This is a genomic window from Streptomyces sp. NRRL S-378, from assembly GCF_000720645.1.
In the GTDB taxonomy this organism is placed as follows: Bacteria; Actinomycetota; Actinomycetes; order Streptomycetales; family Streptomycetaceae; genus Streptomyces.
Genome location: NZ_JOBX01000023.1, coordinates 14,286 through 29,459 on the forward strand (window position 1 = coordinate 14,286; position 15,174 = coordinate 29,459).

Genomic DNA, 15,174 nt, shown 5'->3' on the forward strand with positions numbered 1-15,174 from the left:
CCCCGCCCGGACCACGGTCGGCCCGGCCGGTGGGGTCCGGGCAGGGCCCGGGGGACTCACGCCGGCGTCACGCCAGGTGGGCGCGGACCTCCGCCGCGGCCTCGTCGCCGTAGGCCTTGGTGAAGCGCTCCATGAAGTGCGCGCGCGCCAGGGTGTACTCCTGGGTGCCCAGCGTCTCGATGACGAGGGTCGCGAGCATGCAGCCGACCTGCGCCGCGCGCTCCAGCCCGACGCCCCAGCCCAGGCCCGTCAGGAAGCCGGCGCGGAAGGCGTCGCCGACGCCGGTCGGGTCGACCTTCGCGTTCTCCTCGGGGCAGCCGACGACGATCGCGTCCTCGCCGGCCCGCTCGATCTTGACGCCGTTGGAGCCCAGCGTGGTCACGCGGGTGCCGACCTTGGCGAGGATCTCCTCGTCCGACCAGCCGGACTTCGACTCGATGAGGCCCTTCTCGTACTCGTTCGAGAAGAGATAGGTCGCGCCCTCCATCAGGGTGCGGATGTTGTCGCCGTCCATGCGGGCGATCTGCTGCGAGAAGTCGGCGGCGAAGGGGATCCCCCGCGTCCGGCACTCCTCCGTGTGGCGCAGCATCGCCTCGGGGTCGTCCGCGCCGATGAGGACGAGGTCGAGCCCGCCCACGCGGTCGGCCACGGACTTCAGCTCGATCAGGCGGGCCTCGCTCATCGCGCCCGTGTAGAAGGAGCCGATCTGGTTGTGGTCGGAGTCCGTGGTGCAGACGAAGCGCGCGGTGTGCAGCACCTCGGAGATGCGGACGGACTCGGTGTCGACGCCGTGCCGGTCGAGCCAGGCGCGGTACTCGTCGAAGTCGGAGCCGGCGGCGCCGACGAGGATCGGGCGGATGCCGAGCTGCCCCATGCCGAAGCAGATGTTCGGACCCACACCGCCCCGCCGCACGTCGAGGTTGTCGACGAGGAAGGAGAGGGAGACCGTGTGCAGCTGGTCCGCGACGAACTGGTCGGCGAAACGGCCGGGGAAGGTCATGAGGTGGTCGGTGGCGATGGAGCCGGTGACTGCGATGCGCACGGCGTGGACGCTCCTGCTGAGGACGGCGAGGGACAGTCAAAACTACCCGGTAAGTGGCCCCTGGCCGAACCCCGCACCCCACCTCGGAAACTACCCCTTAGTAGGCCTTTCTTCGCAAGAGCTCCGGTGCCTACGGTGCCTGCATGACCTATACCGACGGTTACGGCTACTCCGAGTACACCGCTGAGAGGCGCGGAGCGGAAGGCCCGGGACGGCCCGGCTTCGCCCGTCTGCTGGGGGACTGCGCCCGGATGGCCCCGCACTGGGGCGTCGAGGAGGGCAGCCGGCCGGTCCGGGTGGCGGCCTCGCAGATCCACGGGGTGCGGGTTCCGGCCGCCTCGGCCCGGCTGATCGCCTCCACCGCGGCGTACGGGGACCAGTAGGAGGCACGAAGGGGAACCGGTTGGGCCGCTGTTCCGTCACACCCGCATCAGACACTGCGGGACCAGTGAAGGAGCGATGCGGTGACCAGCGAAGAACCCGGCACGTCAAGCGGCACACGACGGCGGCCCGCCTGGGTCGTCGGCTCGATCGCAGCCGCCGTCCTCCTCGCGGGCGGCGGCACCGCCTACTGGGCGTCCGCGGCCCAGGGCGACGGTGCGGCCCGCCGTACGGGCGACAGCGCGGCCTCCGCGCCCCGTGACGCGGGAGACCCCTCGGGGCCGGGCATCGCCCCCGGGGAACCGGACCCGTCGGGCGCGGGCGTGGTCTACCGGGCCGACGTGAAGCTGCCCGAGGCCCCGGCCACGGCGCCCGCCTACAGCGTGTCCGGCGAGGTGGCGGAGGCCGATGTGGCCCGGCTGGCGGCTGCCCTGGGCATCACGGGCGCGCCGCGGCTGGAGGGGGACGTCTGGCTGGCCGGGGAGGCCGCCGACGGCTCCGGGCCGCGGCTGACGGTGGCCCGTACGGCCCCGGGGACCTGGAACTTCAACCGCTTCCAGGCGGGCGGCGACGGTGCCGGCAACGGCGCCGGGGACGACTGTGTGCGCGGCAAGGACACCTGCGGCCCCGCCACCCTGCCGCGGGACGCCGGCGGTGCGGGCGGGAGCGGGAAGCCGGTGTCCGAGGAGGCCGCCAAGGCCTCCGCGGCCCCGGTACTGAAGGCCCTGGGGCAGGAGGGGGCCAAGCTGGACGCCCGGCTCACCCAGGGTGCGGTGCGGGTGGTGACCGCGGATCCGGTGGTCGGCGGGCTGCCCACGCAGGGCTGGTCCACCAAGGTGAGCGTGGGCGCCGACGGCTCGGTGGTGGGCGGCAACGGGGAGCTGAAGGCGCCGGTACGGGCGGCCGACCAGCAGGTGGTCGGAGCCGTGGAGGCGCTGGCCAGGCTGAACGCGCGGTCGAACGGATCCGAGGGCGGGACCGGCCCCAGCGGCTGCGCGAGCGCGGTGCCGCTCGCTGCGGACACCGCGACGGGTTCGGCGGAGACGGTGCCGTGCAATCCGGAACCCCGGCCGATGAAGCCGCCGCGGACGGAGACGGTGAAGGGTGCGGTGCTCGGGCTGGCTCCGGGGACGGTCGACGGAGCGCGGGGCCTGGTCCCGGCCTGGCTGTTCGAGGTGGCGGGCCGGGACGGCGCGCCGGGGCACACGGTGGCGGAGCCGGCGTCCGCGAAGGAGAGCACGCCGGGTCCGAGCGGTCGCACCGTGCCCGGTTTCTCGTACAAGGAGGCCGACCGGAAGCTGACGGTGAACTTCTGGGGCAGCCCGTGCAGCACCTACGCCGTGGAGGCGCGGGAGCAGGCGGAGTCGGTCATGGTGAAGATCACGGACACGCCGAACAAGCCGGGTCAGGCCTGCATCATGCTGGCGGAGGAGAAGTCCGTGACGGTGACCTTGAAGGAGCCGCTCGGCGACCGGAAGGTGCTGGACGTCACGACGGGCAAGGAGCTCCCGCGGCAGTAGCGGCCACGGGCCCGGCGGGCCCGCCGGACATGCGCGAGGGCCCGCCCCCGGTCGGATGCGACCGGGGGCGGGCCCTCGTCGTGCGTGCCGTCCGGGCTCAGCTGAACGAGTCGCCGCAGGCGCAGGAGCCCGTGGCGTTCGGGTTGTCGATCGTGAAGCCCTGCTTCTCGATGGTGTCGACGAAGTCGATGGAGGCGCCGCCCAGGTACGGGGCGCTCATGCGGTCCGTGACGACCTTCACACCGTCGAAGTCCTTCACGACATCGCCGTCGAGGGAGCGCTCGTCGAAGAAGAGCTGGTAGCGCAGGCCGGAGCAGCCGCCGGGCTGGACTGCGACGCGGAGCGCCAGGTCATCGCGGCCTTCCTGCTCCAGCAGGGTCCTGACCTTTTCGGCGGCGGCGTCGGACAGGAGGATGCCGTCGCTCACGGTGGTCTTGTCGTCCTGTACGGACATCTGCATTCACTCCCGAAGTGGGCGGCTCCCCGCGGGGCGCGGGGAAACGTCGGACTCTTGCCGTCGGTGGCAACGAGCGGGACCGCGGATTCATTCCGGGACCCGACGCTTGTTTCAGACATTCATGCTCGCACACCGCGCGCGGGGGGTGGGCCCGACGAATCGAGGGCTGATGCGTCACATTGACACTATCGGCATCGTCAAACTGACGTGAAGCGGTTATGATAGATAGCGTCAAGTAGACGAGAAGTCGAAGCGATGATCCTGAAATCCCTCGTCGCAGAACAGAAAGGGTGCGTGTCGTGACCACCGCCCAGCCGTTGGACGTCCAGCCGACGCCCCTTGCCCTGCTGCTGCTCGGCCGTGAGGCCGACCCCAAGAGCGAGCGCGGGGTGGAGTGCCCCGGCGACCTGCCCTCGCCGTCGGACCCGGACCTCGTGGAGCGCGCCCGCGCGGCCAAGGAGAAGCTCGGGGACAAGGTCTTCATCCTCGGCCACCACTACCAGCGTGACGAGGTCATCGAGTTCGCCGACGTCACCGGTGACTCCTTCAAGCTGGCCAGGGACGCGGCCGCCAAGCCGGAGGCCGAGTACATCGTCTTCTGCGGCGTCCACTTCATGGCCGAGTCCGCGGACATCCTGACCTCGGACGACCAGAAGGTGGTCCTGCCGGACCTGGCCGCCGGCTGCTCGATGGCCGACATGGCCACCGCCGAGCAGGTCGCCGAGTGCTGGGACGTGCTGACCGAGGCCGGCGTCGCCGGTGCGACGGTCCCCGTGTCGTACATGAACTCCTCCGCCGACATCAAGGCCTTCACCGGCAAGCACGGCGGCACCATCTGCACCTCGTCCAACGCGAAGAAGGCCCTGGAGTGGGCGTTCGAGCAGGGCGAGAAGGTGCTCTTCCTCCCGGACCAGCACCTGGGCCGCAACACGGCCGTCCGCGACATGGGCATGTCCCTGGACGACTGCGTGGTCTACAACCCGCACAAGCCGAACGGCGGCCTGACCGCCGAGCAGCTGCGCGGCGCCAAGATGATCCTGTGGCGCGGGCACTGCTCGGTCCACGGCCGGTTCTCGGTCGACTCGGTCAACGACGTCCGCGCCCGCATCCCCGGCGTGAACGTCCTGGTCCACCCCGAGTGCAAGCACGAGGTCGTGGCGGCCGCGGACTACGTCGGCTCGACGGAGTACATCATCAAGGCGCTGGAGGCCGCCCCGGCCGGCTCCAAGTGGGCCATCGGCACCGAGCTGAACCTGGTCCGCCGGCTGGCGAATCGATTCGCTGCCGAGGACAAGGAAGTCGTCTTCCTCGACAAGACCGTCTGCTTCTGCTCGACGATGAACCGCATCGACCTCCCGCACCTGGTGTGGACCCTGGAGTCCCTCGCCGAGGGCACCCTGGTCAACCAGATCCAGGTCGACAAGGAAACGGAGAGCTTCGCGAAGCTCGCGCTGGAGCGCATGCTCGCCCTCCCGTAGCGGCGACGGCGCGGCCCGGCCCGGTCAGACCTTGGCCGGGGCCTCCTCCGCCTGCTCCTGCGGCGGGACCACCTTGAGGCGGGAGTCCTTCTTCGCGCGGCGGCGTTCCTTGCGGAGCTCCACCATCGTGTAGAGGGTCGGCACCAGGAGCAGCGTCAGCAGGGTCGAGCTGACCAGGCCGCCGATCACCACGACCGCGAGCGGCTGCGAGATGAAGCCGCCCTCGCCGGTCACGCCCAGCGCCATCGGGAGCAGGGCGAAGATCGTCGCCAGTGCCGTCATGAGGATCGGGCGCAGACGGTGCCGGCCGCCCTCGACGACCGCCTCGACGACGCCCAGACCCTGGGCGCGGTACTGGTTGACGAGGTCGATCAGGACGATCGCGTTGGTGACGACGATGCCGATGAGCATCAGCATGCCGATCATCGCGGGGACGCCCATCGGGGTGCCGGTGACGAGGAGCAGACCGAGCGCGCCGGTCGCGGCGAAGGGGATGGACACCAGCAGGATCAGCGGCTGGACGAGCGACCGGAAGGTCGCCACCAGCAGCATGAACACGATCGCGATGGCCGCGAGCATGGCGAGGCCGAGCGAGCCGAACGCCTCGTCCTGGTCCTCGGAGACACCGCCGATGGAGGCGGTGGCGCCGTCGGGCAGGTCCAGGGCCTTGAGCTTCGTCTGGAGTTCGGCGCTGACCGCGCCGGTGTTGTCGCCCTGCGGGCGCGCGGTGATCGTCGCGGCGCGGGCGCCGTCGATCCGGGTCATCGCGACCGGGCCGGGGACCTCCTTGACCTCGGCGACGTCACCGAGCCGGACCGGGCCGACCGGGAGCGCCTGCAGTTCGGCCAGGGTGGTGGCCGGCTGCGCGGACTTGATGACGATGTCCCGCTCGGTGTCGTCCAGTACGGCCTTGCCCGCCGGGTTGCCCCGTACGGCCTGGGCGACGATCGCGCCGAGCGCGGCCTGGTTCAGGCCCGCCTCCGCCGCCTTGGGGGTGGCGGTCACCGAGATCCGGGGCACGGACTGGGACAGGTCGCTCTGCACATCGGTGACGTTGTCCAGCTTCGCCACCTCGGCGCGGACCTGCTCGGCGGCCTTGGCGAGGACCTCGGCGTCGCCGGCCTTGACGACCACGCTGAGGTTCTGGCTGCCGAAGGCGTCGCCCGCCGCGATGCGGGTCTCGCCGATGCCGTCGAGGGCGGCGAGCTGCTCCTCGATCCGCTTCTTCACGGCCTCGGCGTCGCCGGAGTCCTTCAGGGTGACCTGGTAGGAGGCCTGGTTGGAGCCGGTGCCGCCGCCGAAGGCCGCGAGGAAGCCGGAGGAGCCGACGGTGACCTGGTAGCTCTTGACGCCGTCGACCGAGCCGAGGACCTTCTCGACCTTGCGGCTCGCCTCGTCTGCGGCGGCCAGCGAGGTGCCCGGGGCCAGTTCCTGCTTGACCGTCAGGAGGTCCTGCTCGCCCTGGTCGAAGAAGTTGGTCTTGAGCATCGGGGTCATGCCGAAGGTGCCGAGGAGGACGACCACCGCGATGGCCACGCTGGTCAGGCGGCGCCGGGTGGCGAAGCCCAGGACGCGTACGTAGAAGCGCTGGAGGCGGCTGCGCGATTCCTTCTCCTCGGCCTCGCGGCGGGCCTTCGCGGCGCTCTCGGCGTCCCCGGGCGTGACGCCCTTGGGGGCGCTGAGGAACCAGTAGGAGAGCACCGGAACGACCGTCAGCGACACGAGCAGCGAGGCCAGCAGGGCCGCGGTGACGGTGAGCGAGAAGGAGCCGAAGAGCTCGCCGATCATGCCGCCGGTGAGGCCGATGGGCAGGAAGACGGCGACGGTGGTGAGGGTGGAGGAGGTGACCGCGCCGGCGACCTCCTTGACCGCGGTGATGATCGCGGCCTCGCGCTCCTCGCCGTAGCCGAGGTGGCGCTTGATGTTCTCCAGGACCACGATCGAGTCGTCGACGACCCGGCCGATGGCGATGGTCAGCGCGCCCAGGGTCAGCATGTTGAGCGACAGGTCGCGGGTCCACAGCACGATGAGGGCGAGGACCACGGACAGCGGGATGGAGACCGCGGTGACCAGCGTCGAGCGCAGCGACGCCAGGAAGACCAGGATCACGATCACCGCGAAGAGCAGGCCGAGCATGCCCTCGGTGGTGAGGCTGGAGATGGACTTGGCGACGGCCGGGCCCTGGTCGCTGACGACGGTCAGCTCGGCGCCGGCGCCGAGGGTGGAGCGCAGCTCGGGCAGCTTGTCCTTGACGGCGTCGGAGATGGCGACGGCGCTGCCGTCCTTGTCCATGGTCAGGACGAGGGCGAGGCTGGGCTTGCCGTTGGTGCGGGTGATGGAGACGGCCTTGGCCGGCTCCTGCTTGACGACGGCGACGTCGCCGAGGCGGACGGCCGGCTTGCCCGGGCCGGGGCTCAGGCGCAGCTCCTCGACCTGGGCGAGGGAGGTGAAGCCGTTGCCCACGCGGACGGTGCGGTTCTTGCCCGCCTCGTCGAAGGAGCCGGCGGGGACGGTGGCGCCGCCCGCCTGGAGGCCCTGGGCGAGGGAGGCGCCGTCGAGGCCGGCGGCGGCGAGCCTGGCGTCGTCCGGGGTCACGGTGACCTGGAGGTCCTGGACGCCGTCGACGCTGACCTGGCCGACGCCCTCGATGTCCGACAGGACGGGCACGACGGACTTCTCCAGCTGGTCGGCGAGCGCCTGCTGGTCCTTGTCGGAGGTGACGGCCAGGATGACCGTCGGGATGTCGTCGGTGGAACCGGCCACCACCTGCGGGTCCACGTCGGCGGGCAGCCGGACGCGGGCCCGGTTGACGGCCTGCTGGACGTCGGCGACGAGCTGCTTGGTGCCGCTGTCGCCGTAGTCGAAGGTGGCCATGATGAGGGCGTTGCCCTCGCTGGCGGTGGAGGTGATGCCGGTGATGCCGTCGACGCCCTTGAGCATGGCCTCGATCGGTTCGACGACCTGCTTCTCCACCACGTCGGGCGAGGCGCCCTGGTACGGCGCGAGCACGGACACCATCGGGAGTTCGATGGAGGGCAGCAGCTGCTGCTTGAGCTGCGGGATGGCTATGGCGCCGAAGAGGAGCGCGACGATCGACACGAGGCCGACCAACGCCCTTTGGGCAAGGCTGAAGCGGGACAGCCAGGACATGGGTATGGGATCTCTCTGCAGTGACGAACCGAGGGCACTCCCACCCTGTCCCATGGGGCGGGGGCGTTTCGTCGCTCGCAGGTCCCGTCCTTATGTGCGGCATACCGCGTCTGTAGTACGCGGCACTACTCCGCTCCTGCCCCTCGCTCCTCGACGCGGGGCCGGACAAGTCCCGATTCGTAGGCGATGACCACCAATTGGGCCCTGTCGCGGGCGCCGAGCTTGGCCATGGCCCGGTTCACATGGGTCTTGACGGTGAGGGGGCTGACCTCCAGCCGTCCGGCGATGCCGTCGTTGGACAGACCGGCGGCGACGTGTACGAGGACCTCGCGCTCCCGGACGGTCAGCGCGGCGAGCCGCTCCGCGTGCATCCCGGCCGAAGCACCGGCGGCGGCGGCCGGGTCGGCGCCCCCGCCCTGGGCGAGGAAGGTGGCGATGAGCCCCTTGGTGGCGGCCGGGGAGAGCAGGGCCTCACCGGCGGCGGCGACGCGGATGGCGTTGAGGAGTTCCTCGGGCTCGGCGCCCTTGCCGAGGAAGCCGGAGGCACCCGCCCGCAGCGCGGAGACGACGTACTCGTCCACCTCGAAGGTCGTCAGCATCACCACGCGCACGGCGGCGAGTTCCGGGTCGTCGCTGATCATGCGGGTGGCGGCGAGCCCGTCGGTGCCGGGCATCCGGATGTCCATCAGCACGACGTCGGGGCGTTCCCGCCGGGCGAGCGCGAAGGCCTGCGCCCCGTCGGAGGCCTCCCCCACGACCTCCATGTCGGGCTCGGAGTCGACGAGCACCTTGAAGGCGCTGCGCAGCAGGGCCTGGTCGTCGGCGAGCAGCACCTTGATGGGCCCGGTCGACGTGCCGGGCGCGGCGGAGGGCAGATCCGTCGGAGTGTGGTCCACGGGGTGAGCGTACGCGGGCCGGTTCCGGGCCGGCCGGGGTCCCGCCGGCCCGGACGGGACTCAGCCGAGGGCGAGGACGACGAGCGCGGTGGTCGCCGCCACCTCGGCCAGGGCTCCGAAGACGTCGCCGGTGACGCCGTCGAAGCGGCGTACGCAGCGGCGGAGCAGGACCTCCGCGGCGAGCAGGGCGGCGAGGACCGCCGCCGCGGTGCGGGCCGCGGCGGGCAGGCCGACCGGGAGGGCGGCCGCTGCGGCGGCGGCGGTGACGAGGGCGGCGAGGGCTGCGGCGGCCGGGCGCGGGACGACCCCGGCGACCGCGGCACCGAGGCCTTCGGGCCGGGCGGACGGGACGCCTTCGCGGGAGGCGAGGGTCATGGCGAGCCGGGCCGTGGCGGCGGCGACGACGGCGGCGAGGCCACCGCGGACCCAGCTGTCGGCGTACAGCTCGGAGAGGGCGGCCGTCTGCACGAGCATGACGATCACCAGGGCGATCACGCCGAATGGTCCGATGTCGGACTGCTTCATGATGCGCAGTGCCTCGTCGGCCGGTTTGGCGCTGCCCAGGCCGTCCGCCGTGTCGGCGAGCCCGTCGAGGTGCAGGCCGCGGGTCAGGGCGGCCGGTACGGCGACGGTGACGGCCGCCGCGAGCAGCGGTCCCCCGCCGAGCAGCAGGAGCAGTGCTCCGGGGACGGCCGCGAGCACGCCGACGACCAGTCCGGCGAGCGGGGCGCAGGCCATTCCGGTGCGGGCCGCGGGGCGGTCCCAGCGGGTGATGCGGGCGGGCAGCACCGTGAGGGTGCCGAAGGCGAAGCGGACACCGTCGGGGAACGAGGCGCGTTCTGCGGGCGGCGTCGGGGGCGGATCGTCGAACGAATCTGTCATCGGCGCGAACGCTACCCGCTCGGGACGGACGGTAAATTACCCATTACGGTCCAAACAGGGAGTCAGTGGGATGGGTCACTGGTGGTATCGGAACATCATCGAGCCGGGAAAGCTGCCCATGCTGCTCGCCTTGGTCTCCTTCGTGATGTCGTTCCTGGTCACCCGTGTGATCACCCGCATGATCCGGGCCGGCCGGGGCCCCTTCAAGAACGTCACTCCGGGCGGCCTGCACATCCACCACGTGGTGCCGGGCGTCATTCTCGTGATCATCGGCGGGTTCGGGGCGATCGGCAGTGCCCGGCACAGCTTCGGCGCGGCCCTCTCGGCCGTGATCTTCGGGCTGGGGGCGGGTCTGGTGCTGGACGAGTTCGCGCTGATCCTGCACCTCGACGACGTCTACTGGAGCGAGCAGGGCCGCAAGAGCGTGGAGATCGTGGTGGTGACGGCCGCCGTGGTGGCGCTGGTCCTGGGCGGGTTCGTGCCCTTCGGGGTGAACGACCTGTCGGCCGAGGAGCGCCAGAGCCGCGGGCTGGTCGTCATGAACGCCGCCGGCAACTTCTGCCTCGCCCTGATCGCCCTGTGGAAGGGCAAGGCGCGCACCGCCCTCTTCGGCGTCGTCATCCCCTTCGTGGCACTGGTCGGCGCGATCCGGCTGGCCCGGCCCGGTTCCCCGTACGCGAAGCGGTTCTACGTGAACCGGCCGCGCGCCCGGGCCAAGGCCGGGCTGCGGGCCTTCCACCACGACCGGCGCTGGACGCGGCGGCGCCGCAGGTTCGAGGACTTCATCGGCGGCACCCCGGACCCGCGGCCGGTGTCCCTGGAAGAGCCGCCGGAGCCGGAGAGGCCGCCGGAGCCGGAGAAGCCGCCGCCCCCGCAGGACTGAGCACACGACGACGGGCCCTCCCCCTGCCCGGGGAGGGCCCGTCGTCGTGTCGGTGCGTCCGGTGGGTCCGGTCCGTCCGGTCCGGGACCGCCGGCCGTCAGCCCGGGATCAGGCCGTCGTCGCTGAGCATCTCCCGGACCTCGTCGAGGCTCGCGTCGGGCGCCGGCAGGATCAGCTCGGACGGCTCCAGGGCGTCGTCCGGGAGCGGCTCGCCCAGCCGGCGGACCGCCTCCAGCAGCGCCCCAAGGGTCCGCCGGAAGCCGTCCTCGTCACCGCCCTCCATCTCCGCGAGCAGCTCGTCGTCCAACGAGTTGAGCTCGGCCAAGTGACCGTCGGCCACGTCCAGCTGGCCTTCCCCCATGATGCGGACGATCATGACGGCCCCCGTCCTACTGCTTGTCGAACCGGTGCTGGGTCTGCGGCTGCTGGGCGTTGCCCTGGCCGCCGCCCTCGATGGCCTGCTGCTGCGCGGACGGGCCGCCGGCCAGCTCCGCCTTCATCCGCTGGAGCTCCAGCTCCACGTCCGTACCGCCCGACAGGCGGTCCAGCTCGGCCTGGATGTCGTCCTTGGAGCCGAGGCCGCTCTGGTCGTCGAGCGCGCCGGAGGCCAGCAGCTCGTCGATCGCACCGGCGCGGGCCTGCAGCTGGGCGGTCTTGTCCTCGGCCCGCTGGATGGCCAGGCCGACGTCGCTCATCTCCTCGGAGATGCCGGAGAAGGACTCCGCGATCCGGGTCTGGGCCTGGGCGGCGGTGTAGGTGGCCTTGATGGTCTCCTTCTTCGTGCGGAAGGCGTCCACCTTCGCCTGGAGCCGCTGCGCGGCCAGCGTCAGCTTCTCCTCCTCGCCCTGGAGGGTCTGGTGCTGCACCTCCAGGTCGCTGACCTGCTGCTGGAGCGAGGCGCGGCGGGACAGGGCCTCGCGGGCCAGGTCCTCGCGGCCCAGGGCGAGGGCCTTGCGGCCCTGGTCCTCCAGCTTGGCGGACTGCCCCTGCAGCTGGTTCAGCTGCAGCTCGAGGCGCTTGCGGGACGTCGCCACGTCGGCGACGCCGCGGCGCACCTTCTGCAGCAGTTCGAGCTGCTTCTGGTACGAGTAGTCGAGGGTCTCGCGCGGGTCCTCGGCCCGGTCAAGGGCCTTGTTCGCCTTCGCGCGGAAGATCATCCCCATACGCTTCATGACACCGCTCATGGGCTTCGCGCGCCCCCTTCTAGACGGACTGTGCTCCAGGTCACCGACAGAACCCACAGTACGGGCCCTGTCTCCATTACCGCACTGTTCGAGGACGGATGCGCTCCTCCTCCAGGACGACTACGCCCGCGCCGTATCAGGCGTGAGGAGTAGGTGGTCCCCGACCGTACGGAGGCGGGCCCGCCGCTCGGACCGTGCACAGGGAAGGACGCCCGCCGTTGCCGGATCGTTCCCCGCCGGGGTGGGGCCCGTGCCCGCAACCACGTACGCTTGGGTTTTGTGTTTGGTAGCCGCTCCTCCAAGGAAGAGAAGGCCGCCGCCACCGACAAGGTGAGCGCCGACCTCTCGCAGCCCCGTGACCCGCAGGCCCCGAAGGGCCGCCCTACGCCGAAGCGCGCCGTGGCGCAGTCGCAGCGCAAGACCGTGGTGGCCTCGACCGGCAACCGCAAGGAGGACGCGAAGCGAGCCCGTGAGCGTCGCCGCGCCGAGATGGCCAAGCAGCGCGAGGCGCTGGCCAACGGCGACGAGCGGTACCTTCCGGCCCGGGACAAGGGCCCCGTCCGCAGGTTCGTCCGCGACTTCGTGGACTCCCGCTTCTCGGTCGCCGAGATGTTCCTGCCGCTGGCCGTCGTGATCCTCGTGCTCAGCATGGTGCGCCAGCCGGCGATCCAGAACATCGCGCTGCTGCTGTGGCTCGCCGTGATCGCGCTGATCATCCTGGACTCCATCGGTCTGGTGTTCCGCCTGCGCAAGGCGCTCAACACGCGCTTCCCGAACGAGCCGCGCCGCGGCGCAGTCGCGTACGGCCTCATGCGCACCCTGCAGATGCGTCGGCTGCGCCTGCCGAAGCCGCAGGTCAAGCGCGGGGAACGGCCCTGAGCGGAGGGACGCCCGGCGCGTCGGGGGAAGGTTTTGCCGAGGGGGCACGGCTGTGGCTCGAGGGCCTGGGCGGACTGCGCAACGCGGTCCGTCAGGAGCTCGTGGGTCGACAGGTCGACGAGCAGATCGCGCAGCGCTTCCCCGTGGGGCAGCGGCTGCGCGTCCTCGACGTCGGCATGGGCCAGGGAACCCAGGCGCTTCGCCTCGCCCGCGCCGGGCACATGGTGACCGGTCTGGAGCAGGATCCGGGGATGCTGGCCGTCGCCCGCGAGGCGCTGGCCGTGGAGCCCGCCGGGATCCGTGACCGGGTCAAGCTGCTGGAGGGGGACGGGCGCGAGACCGGCGCCCATTTCCTGCCGGGCAGCTTCGACGTGGTGCTGTGCCACGGGGTGCTGATGTACGTGCCCGAGCCGGACGCCATGCTCGCCGGGCTGGCCCGGATGCTGGCCCCCGGGGGGCTGCTGTCCCTGCTGGTGCGCAACGGCGACGCGCTCGCCATGCGGCCCGGGCTGGACGGCGACTGGCAGGGCGCGCTGGCCGCCTTCGACAGCACCGACTACACGAACCGGCTGGGCCTGGACGTTCGTGCCGACCGGCTGTCGGGGCTGACCGCGACCCTGTCGGGGATCGGCGCGCCGCTGCAGGCCTGGTACGGCGTACGCGTCTTCACGGACGGCACCGAGGCCGGCGAGGTGCTGCCGCCCGACGAGGAGCTGGAGCGGCTGCTGGCCGCCGAGGACCGTGCGGGCCGCAGCGATCCGTACCGCGGTGTCGCCGCGCTGCTGCACCTCTGCGGAGTCCGGGGCTGACCCCGGTCCGTCCGGCCCCGCCGGTCTCCGGCGGGGCCGGACGGTCAGCAGGGCCGGCCGCCCCGCGGGGTCAGGCCTCCAGTGCGGAGCGCAGGCTCATCGTGTAGAGCTCGGTGCCGCCGTCGTCGGACAGCTTCACCTGTTCGGTACCGCCTTCCAGCAGGTCCTTCCAGTACTCGCCGATCCAGGACTCCGCGTCCCCCTGCGTGGTGAACTCCTCGGGTACCACCGACGGGCTCGTCTCCGTGCCGTCGGCCGTCTCGAACCGCCACGTCCACGCCATGTCCGCCTCCGTTGCTCGTCCGCTGCTCACACGCTTCTCGCCTTGAGTGTGCCCGCAGAGTAACCGGGCGCGCAGCAGTCTCCGCGACGCGGGAGGATCATCCTGTGGAACTCACTCTGCTCGGCACCGGTACCCCCGAGGGGCTGCCCCGTCCCGGCTGCCCCTGTGCGGCCTGCGCCGTCTGCGTCGGTACGCGCTCCCGCGCCGCCACGGCGGTCCTCGTCGACGGGGCGCTGCTGCTCGACCTGACCCCCGGTGCGGTACTGGCCGGCGCCCGGGCCGGGCATTCGCTGACCGGGGTGCGGCAGGTGCTGCTGACCCACCCGCACGACGGGCCCGCCGTGGAGCTGCCGCCGGGGCTGCCGACCGCCGGCCGGGTGCCGGACGGGCAGGAGCTCTCGGTGATCTCCGGGCACCGGGTGCGGGCGGTGCCGATGGACGCTCCCGGCACCGGGTACGAGGTGACCGGCCCGGACGGCGCCCGGCTGCTGTACCTGCCGCCGGGCGGGGCGCCCGCGGGGACCGCCGGGCAGAACGGGCAGCGCCCCTACGACGTGGTGCTCGCCGACGTGCTGGGCCGGCCCGAGGGGCTGGCCAGGCTGCGGGCGAGCGGGGCCGTCGGCCCGGCCACCGACGTGATCGCCGTCCACCTCGACCACGACGTGCCGCCGGGCCGGGAGCTGGACCGCCGGCTGGCGTCCGCGGGGGCACGGGCGGTGCCGGACGGGACGACCGTGCTCGTCGGGGAGTACCACGCGGTGCCGGACCTGCCGCGCCGCACGCTGGTGCTGGGCGGGGCCCGCTCGGGCAAGTCCGTGGAGGCGGAGCGGCGCCTGGAATCCTTCCCCGAGGTGGTCTACGTGGCCACCGGGGGCACCCGGGACGGTGACGCGGAATGGGCGCGGCGCGTCGGCCTGCACCGGGAACGCCGCCCGGCGACCTGGCGGACGGTGGAGACGTGCGACCTGGTCCCGCTGCTCGCCGACGACGGGCCGGCGCTGCTGATCGACTGTCTGGCGCTGTGGCTGACCGACGCCATGGACCGGGCCGGGGCCTGGGACGACGGGGTCTGGGCGGAGCGCGGCCGGCGGGAGCTGGGTGAGCGGACCGCGGCTCTGGTGGCGGCCGTGCGCGCGACCCGCCGGCACGTCGTGCTGGTGAGCAACGAGGTGGGCTCGGGCGTGGTTCCGGCGACCGCCTCGGGCCGGCGTTTCCGTGACGAGCTGGGCCGGCTGAACGCGCGGGTGGCGGGCGAGTGCGAGCACGTCCTGCTCGTCGTCGCGGGGCAGGCGCTCGTCCTCAAGGAGTAGGCCCCGCCGGGGTGTTCGCC

Annotated in this window: 15 protein-coding genes; 7 read left to right on the top strand and 8 right to left on the bottom strand. The window is 72.3% G+C overall.

Annotation, left to right across the window (positions count from 1 at the left end; all coding sequences use genetic code 11):
- Nucleotides 1-67: 67 nt before the first annotated feature.
- On the bottom strand, nt 68-1,042 hold the full coding sequence (locus tag IH80_RS0117870; protein ID WP_030961600.1) for a carbohydrate kinase family protein: 975 nt from the start codon (nt 1,040-1,042) through the stop codon (nt 68-70).
- Between the two features lie 143 nt (nt 1,043-1,185).
- Here IH80_RS0117870 and IH80_RS0117875 point away from each other — a divergent pair, with 143 nt between their 5' ends.
- On the top strand, nt 1,186-1,425 hold the full coding sequence (locus tag IH80_RS0117875; RefSeq protein WP_030961602.1) for a hypothetical protein: 240 nt from the start codon (nt 1,186-1,188) through the stop codon (nt 1,423-1,425).
- 81 nt (nt 1,426-1,506) lie between these two features.
- Nucleotides 1,507-2,943, top strand: coding sequence for a hypothetical protein (locus tag IH80_RS0117880; protein ID WP_030961604.1), 1,437 nt, complete (start codon nt 1,507-1,509; stop codon nt 2,941-2,943).
- Between the two features lie 97 nt (nt 2,944-3,040).
- Here IH80_RS0117880 and IH80_RS0117885 read toward each other — a convergent pair whose 3' ends face one another.
- Nucleotides 3,041-3,397: a HesB/IscA family protein gene (locus IH80_RS0117885; RefSeq protein ID WP_030029080.1), complete on the bottom strand. Its 357-nt coding sequence runs from the start codon at nt 3,395-3,397 to the stop codon at nt 3,041-3,043.
- A 293-nt stretch (nt 3,398-3,690) separates the two neighbouring features.
- Here IH80_RS0117885 and nadA point away from each other — a divergent pair, with 293 nt between their 5' ends.
- Nucleotides 3,691-4,878, top strand: a complete 1,188-nt coding sequence (nadA, locus tag IH80_RS0117890) for a quinolinate synthase NadA (RefSeq protein WP_030961605.1) — start codon at nt 3,691-3,693, stop codon at nt 4,876-4,878.
- A 24-nt stretch (nt 4,879-4,902) separates the two neighbouring features.
- Here the strand turns inward: nadA and IH80_RS0117895 are convergent, their stop codons facing one another.
- The 3 genes from IH80_RS0117895 to cobS all read right to left on the bottom strand — a co-directional run bounded on the left by IH80_RS0117895 (nt 4,903) and on the right by cobS (nt 9,806).
- Complete coding sequence (locus tag IH80_RS0117895; RefSeq protein WP_030961606.1) at nt 4,903-8,028, bottom strand: efflux RND transporter permease subunit; 3,126 nt, start codon at nt 8,026-8,028, stop codon at nt 4,903-4,905.
- A 125-nt stretch (nt 8,029-8,153) separates the two neighbouring features.
- On the bottom strand, nt 8,154-8,924 hold the full coding sequence (locus tag IH80_RS0117900) for a response regulator (RefSeq protein ID WP_234432278.1): 771 nt from the start codon (nt 8,922-8,924) through the stop codon (nt 8,154-8,156).
- A gap of 60 nt (nt 8,925-8,984) precedes the next feature.
- A complete protein-coding gene (gene cobS, locus IH80_RS0117905; RefSeq protein ID WP_030961610.1) occupies nt 8,985-9,806 on the bottom strand; it encodes an adenosylcobinamide-GDP ribazoletransferase in 822 nt (273 codons plus the stop codon).
- A gap of 70 nt (nt 9,807-9,876) precedes the next feature.
- Here cobS and IH80_RS0117910 point away from each other — a divergent pair, with 70 nt between their 5' ends.
- Complete coding sequence (locus IH80_RS0117910) at nt 9,877-10,689, top strand: hypothetical protein (RefSeq protein WP_051809494.1); 813 nt, start codon at nt 9,877-9,879, stop codon at nt 10,687-10,689.
- Nucleotides 10,690-10,786: 97 nt separating this feature from the next.
- Here the strand turns inward: IH80_RS0117910 and pspAA are convergent, their stop codons facing one another.
- Together pspAA and IH80_RS0117920 are read right to left on the bottom strand one after the other, a co-directional pair.
- Nucleotides 10,787-11,065 (bottom strand): PspA-associated protein PspAA, encoded by a 279-nt coding sequence (pspAA, locus tag IH80_RS0117915; protein ID WP_030961612.1) that lies wholly within the window; start codon nt 11,063-11,065, stop codon nt 10,787-10,789.
- A 13-nt stretch (nt 11,066-11,078) separates the two neighbouring features.
- On the bottom strand, nt 11,079-11,873 hold the full coding sequence (locus tag IH80_RS0117920; protein WP_030961615.1) for a PspA/IM30 family protein: 795 nt from the start codon (nt 11,871-11,873) through the stop codon (nt 11,079-11,081).
- Between the two features lie 279 nt (nt 11,874-12,152).
- On the opposite strand from IH80_RS0117920, the gene IH80_RS0117925 reads away from it, so the two are divergent.
- Together IH80_RS0117925 and IH80_RS0117930 are read left to right on the top strand one after the other, a co-directional pair.
- Nucleotides 12,153-12,752, top strand: a complete 600-nt coding sequence (locus tag IH80_RS0117925; protein WP_030961617.1) for a DUF3043 domain-containing protein — start codon at nt 12,153-12,155, stop codon at nt 12,750-12,752.
- Between the two features lie 50 nt (nt 12,753-12,802).
- Nucleotides 12,803-13,561 carry a class I SAM-dependent methyltransferase gene (locus IH80_RS0117930; protein ID WP_078906603.1) on the top strand — a complete coding sequence of 253 codons (759 nt, stop codon included), beginning with the start codon at nt 12,803-12,805 and terminating at the stop codon, nt 13,559-13,561.
- A 70-nt stretch (nt 13,562-13,631) separates the two neighbouring features.
- On the opposite strand, the gene IH80_RS0117935 is transcribed toward IH80_RS0117930, so the two are convergent.
- A complete protein-coding gene (locus IH80_RS0117935; protein ID WP_030961619.1) occupies nt 13,632-13,844 on the bottom strand; it encodes a hypothetical protein in 213 nt (70 codons plus the stop codon).
- A gap of 104 nt (nt 13,845-13,948) precedes the next feature.
- Here IH80_RS0117935 and IH80_RS0117940 point away from each other — a divergent pair, with 104 nt between their 5' ends.
- A complete protein-coding gene (locus IH80_RS0117940) occupies nt 13,949-15,154 on the top strand; it encodes a bifunctional adenosylcobinamide kinase/adenosylcobinamide-phosphate guanylyltransferase (protein WP_030961620.1) in 1,206 nt (401 codons plus the stop codon).
- Nucleotides 15,155-15,174: the final 20 nt, after the last annotated feature.

Excerpts from the sequence above, each read along its gene's own strand:
- pspAA (WP_030961612.1), bottom strand. The coding sequence starts at position 11,065 with ATGATCGTCCGCATCATGGGGGAAGGCCAGCTGGACGTGGCCGACGGT.
- IH80_RS0117920 (WP_030961615.1), bottom strand. The coding sequence starts at position 11,873 with ATGAGCGGTGTCATGAAGCGTATGGGGATGATCTTCCGCGCGAAGGCG.
- IH80_RS0117935 (WP_030961619.1), bottom strand. The coding sequence starts at position 13,844 with ATGGCGTGGACGTGGCGGTTCGAGACGGCCGACGGCACGGAGACGAGC.
- IH80_RS0117895 (WP_030961606.1), bottom strand. The coding sequence starts at position 8,028 with ATGTCCTGGCTGTCCCGCTTCAGCCTTGCCCAAAGGGCGTTGGTCGGC.
- IH80_RS0117910 (WP_051809494.1), top strand. The coding sequence starts at position 9,877 with ATGGGTCACTGGTGGTATCGGAACATCATCGAGCCGGGAAAGCTGCCC.
- cobS (WP_030961610.1), bottom strand. The coding sequence starts at position 9,806 with ATGACAGATTCGTTCGACGATCCGCCCCCGACGCCGCCCGCAGAACGC.
- IH80_RS0117885 (WP_030029080.1), bottom strand. The coding sequence starts at position 3,397 with ATGTCCGTACAGGACGACAAGACCACCGTGAGCGACGGCATCCTCCTG.
- IH80_RS0117875 (WP_030961602.1), top strand. The coding sequence starts at position 1,186 with ATGACCTATACCGACGGTTACGGCTACTCCGAGTACACCGCTGAGAGG.